Origin of the sequence: Frigoribacterium sp. UYMn621, assembly GCF_040549525.1 — a bacterium.
Lineage (GTDB): Bacteria > Actinomycetota > Actinomycetes > Actinomycetales > Microbacteriaceae > Lacisediminihabitans.
The window spans coordinates 1-4,037 of the sequence record NZ_JBEPTM010000037.1 but is presented as its reverse complement, the minus strand read 5'-3'; the positions used below and the strand labels follow the sequence as shown (position 1 = coordinate 4,037).

At 60.2% G+C, this 4,037-nt stretch carries 6 protein-coding genes; 5 read left to right on the top strand and 1 reads right to left on the bottom strand.

Going from position 1 to position 4,037, the window contains the following annotated elements:
• Positions 1-192: hypothetical protein (locus ABIB54_RS17645; RefSeq protein WP_354576838.1), on the top strand; the 192-nt coding region annotated here is incomplete at its 5' end.
• Positions 193-234: 42 nt separating this feature from the next.
• Here ABIB54_RS17645 and ABIB54_RS17640 read toward each other — a convergent pair.
• A complete protein-coding gene (locus ABIB54_RS17640; RefSeq protein ID WP_354576837.1) occupies positions 235-747 on the bottom strand; it encodes a hypothetical protein in 513 nt (170 codons plus the stop codon).
• 113 nt (positions 748-860) lie between these two features.
• Here ABIB54_RS17640 and ABIB54_RS17635 point away from each other — a divergent pair, with 113 nt between their 5' ends.
• The 4 genes from ABIB54_RS17635 to ABIB54_RS17620 form a co-directional block, all read left to right on the top strand.
• A complete protein-coding gene (locus ABIB54_RS17635) occupies positions 861-1,205 on the top strand; it encodes a hypothetical protein (protein ID WP_354576836.1) in 345 nt (114 codons plus the stop codon).
• Between the two features lie 153 nt (positions 1,206-1,358).
• Positions 1,359-2,486, top strand: a complete 1,128-nt coding sequence (locus ABIB54_RS17630) for a hypothetical protein (RefSeq protein ID WP_354576835.1) — start codon at positions 1,359-1,361, stop codon at positions 2,484-2,486.
• Positions 2,487-2,524: 38 nt separating this feature from the next.
• Positions 2,525-3,112, top strand: a complete 588-nt coding sequence (locus ABIB54_RS17625; protein ID WP_354576834.1) for an ATP-binding cassette domain-containing protein — start codon at positions 2,525-2,527, stop codon at positions 3,110-3,112.
• Positions 3,102-4,037 (top strand): hypothetical protein (locus ABIB54_RS17620; RefSeq protein WP_354576833.1); only part of this gene is annotated, 936 nt, incomplete at its 3' end. The genes ABIB54_RS17625 and ABIB54_RS17620, both read left to right, overlap by 11 nt.

Here is a 4,037-nt window from a genome sequence, read left to right as displayed (position 1 = left end):
CGCCCGGCGATTCTTCGTCAGGAACGCCGAAGCTGGACCTTCCTACGCGCGAATTGCAAGGAGAAATGCAAGGGTCCGGATCACCAATTCTCCGAGCCGACCGCCAACGGCTTTGTGTCAAAGGCGGACCCGATGCGCCCGATGAATAGGATTCCATTGACCACTGTTGGCCGCCGACTTGTCGATCGGTGAAGGAGCCAACGAACCGACGACAGAACGCCCACGACTTTGCGTTTAGCCCTGCGGGTATACCCGTTTGTAGCACTTGGCTGCGTCGATATGGGCCTGTTGGAGCTGCTCGTACCGAGCTTCTTCCGTTTTCTTCGGTGTGATTCCCTTTTCGGTTAGGCACACGCCGTATGACTTGGCTTGGTTTGATGTGTCTTCTCGGCTGGCCTGCCACACTCCGTCCACCCACTGGAACTCTTTCGTGTAACAAGAGTCGTTGAGTTTGCTGGCTGCAGCTGGAACGCCATACTGGATGACCTCATTCACAGCGTCGTTTTCCATCACTACGAATCCACCTTTGGCAAGGCAGGCGGAGAATCGGCGGAATGACGCCTGATACTCGTCATTGGTGACGGTGCCGTCTGCGAGCACGCCACGCTGAGCCGATGAGATTGGGGCGTTTTGAGGGACCGTAATTCCCCAGAGGGGCTGCTCTGATCGTGGCAGCGCGGTCGAATGTGCACAACCGGCAAGCGTCATGATCGCGGCGAGCATTACAGGCACCAGTACCCTCTTCACCCAAACGACGCTAGCACCGCCTAAGAACAATTCACGTCCTCATTAAGGCCGTCTTTCGCACGCAAGATATCGGAGTGTCCGCCTCATATATTCACTAAAGAAAAGGAGAATCGATGAAGCGTCGAACACAACGGTTTATCGCGATGGCATCGACGGGGATAGTCGGACTGGCGCTCGTCGTCGGGGTGGCGGGACCGGCCAGTGCAGCACTCGTGAGCCAGCAGCACCCGAGTTGCGCAGCCTCGGGTACCTACTATGCGACGCTGTTCACAGATCACTCGGAATCCGTGCGCGACTCGATAGGCGGATGTGGCACGTACTACGCCGCTATGACCTACTACTACAACGGGATCAAATACTGGAGCGGTTATGCCTCCAGTACCACTGACGCGATTCAGAATCCTCCGTACTCGCCAGGTCGAACAGTAGGCACAAGACATCGGCGTCTGGCGTGGTGATATCGCTTCCTTAGGTGCCATGAGCCGGTCCGGTCGCCCAATGAAGTTTGCCGTTTCTTCAATCGTGACCGGGCCGTTCGGCGGCGAGCAATATTGAGACCGGACGTCTGTGCAGACCCGAAGGATGCTCGCCGATGTTAGATTTCTGACACGATGACGATGTCGAAGGGTGATTCCGCGAGCGGGCGACCGCGGAGTGGGATTGCGTTCGTGCTTCCACTGGTGGCGCTGTGGGTCATTCCGGTGCTACTTTTCGTCACCTTGGTGCCATTCTCGCAATCGATGGAGTCCACTGCTCTTGCAGCGCGCGCGCCGGTAACGGTGGCGGTTGGATCCCGACTCGATGCTTCACGACAGGCCGTTGACGTCACCGCGGTAACCTCGGCCTCCTCGCAGGTGAAGTCGGCAACATCGGGCCTTGTAACTGCCGTCAAGGTCGCACCGAATTCGCCGATGGTGAACGGAACTCCACTCATCGATGTCAGTGGCACCACGATCCGCGCGTATATTGAACCGTCCCCGTTGTTCCGGGACCTGAGCGTCGGAGCGAAGGGTGACGACGTAAGCCAGCTCGGAAGTTTCCTTGCGTCGCTGGGTCTACTCCCCGCTGCTTCGGTCTCGTCGACATACGGGCGCTCCCTGGCCGCAGCAGCCTCCGCCTACGCGAAATCCATCGGTGTCACACCGAACGGGGTCTTCAGCGCGGCAAACGTGGCTTGGGTTCCCGCCGACTCAACTTCGGTCGGAGTAGTGAAGGTGCGAGTTGGCGACACCGTTGGTGCTGGTGATGTCCTTATCGAAAGCGCCGGGGTGCCGACCTCAGTGAAATTCGTCGTGTCCGGAGGAGGTAGCCAAAAACCAACCGTTCCGACGGGGACGCTCAGACTGACGTCTGGCTCCGCTCACGTCGATATCGAGTCGCTATCGCTCACACCGGCAGAGAGCTCCAGTGTGCTGGGCTTGCTTGTGGCGGCCACGACATCAGGCTCCGTCAGCGCCACCAGCCAAGGCAGTCAAACGATATATTCAGGCGCCGTGCTTTCCGTCGCATCGCCAGCGCGGGTTGGCGTCGTGCCGAGCGGATCGATCTATTTGACCGGTAGCGATGTCGCCTGCGTGTTCGTCGCTGAATCAAAGACCTATCGGAGTATTCGGCTGTCAGCACCGGACCTGATCAGGGGCGAGCTTGGCTCGGTGGCCGTACCAACGACATTGATCGGATCTCGGTTGGTCCGAGACCCATCGGCCTTACCGCCGACGGTGCGCGCCACATGCAAGTGATTGTGACCGAGGGCCGACTGTCCTTCGGATCTCGACGAGTGCTTGAGGGAGTAGATGCAACCTTCTACAGTGCACGTGTCACCGCGCTGGTTGGGCCGTCGGGCAGTGGCAAGTCGACCCTTCTCGCGGTGATGGCAGGCTATCAACGCCTCGATAGCGGCAACGTTTCTTTTATGAACGATGACGGCGAATTCACCGCTCCCGACCCTGCCCTGGTTGCCTGGGTGCCTCAGGGAGCAAACGCGCTCGGCACTCGAACAGCGCTGGACAACGTAATGATCGCGCCACTGGCCGAGGGCCGGGGACTCGCCGCCTCCCATGCGATCGCCGAAAGAGCACTGACGGACGTCGGTTTGCTTTCCCGCGCGAACGCGGGGGCACGCGTGCTCTCCGGCGGCGAACTCCAACGGGTAAGTTTCGCGCGAGCACTCGCGACCTCGAAGCCGCTGATCTTCGCGGATGAACCCTCTGCGAGCCTGGACGCAGCGAACACCTATGTACTCGCCGAGCTTCTCATCGGCCTTCGTAGTCGGGCGACAATCATCGTCGCCACGCACGATCCGATACTTATCAATGCTGCGGAGGCAGTAGTGTCACTGCGGTCGGAGCACACCAATGCAGCGTGACCGATGGGCGCCTGGACAGCTCGCTCGCGAGGCGGCCAAGAACGTCTTTTCACTGCAATCGCGCTTGTACGGCGTGCTTGTCTTCGCGACGATCGTCGGGGTAGCGATTCCGCTCTATGCCGCCTGGGAATCGGTGCAGTTGCGCGAACAACTCGCCCAGGAAGCACAGTCTGGTCGCGGTGTTTTCGTCCTAGCCGCGGCCGATGAGAATTCCCCGGTCGCCATTGACCGGGCGTCGTGCGAGACGCTCAGTAAGGACCCGGACGTGCTTTCGTCGGGATTGCTTATCAGCGCCGGTTCCTCCGACTTTGTGCAGGTCGGGACTGACATCCCCGTCATCGAAGCGAGCAATACGCTCTTGCCAACTCTGGATGTCAGTGGCGCAGTGGTAGGCGCGGCGCTGCGAGATACGGGGCAGCGATTCACACTGCGAATGCCGGATGGCACCATCCAGTCCGCGTCGGTGGGCGATAGCCAGCCTGACGTCATCGGCACGAATTCCGCGATCGTCGTCGGTCTGCCACCTGCGATTCGAAGCGGCAGTCGCTGCTTCGTGAAGATCAGTGAACTAGCCAGCGAGCCGGCGGTGTCGTCGCGCGTCATCGCTGAACTCCAGTCAACCGGCGGGCCAGTCTCTGCCAGCTACAGATTCTCTGAGCCGCGCGATCCCGTGACAGTTTTCCTCAACCGACCCGAGCGTTTCCTCCCTCTCATACTTGCGATCGCAGGTGCAATCACCGCCGGAGCACTCAACCGTCTCCGTACCGGGGAGTGGGCTGCCTACAGAATGTCAGGCACGTCCCCCCGCTCGCTCGCCCTCATCCAGCTCATCGAGCAATTCGCGATTGCGGGTTGCCTCGTTCTCGCAACCGCACTCGCATCGGCGGCGCTCACACCCAGCCTCATCGACCCAGCAGCAACAATA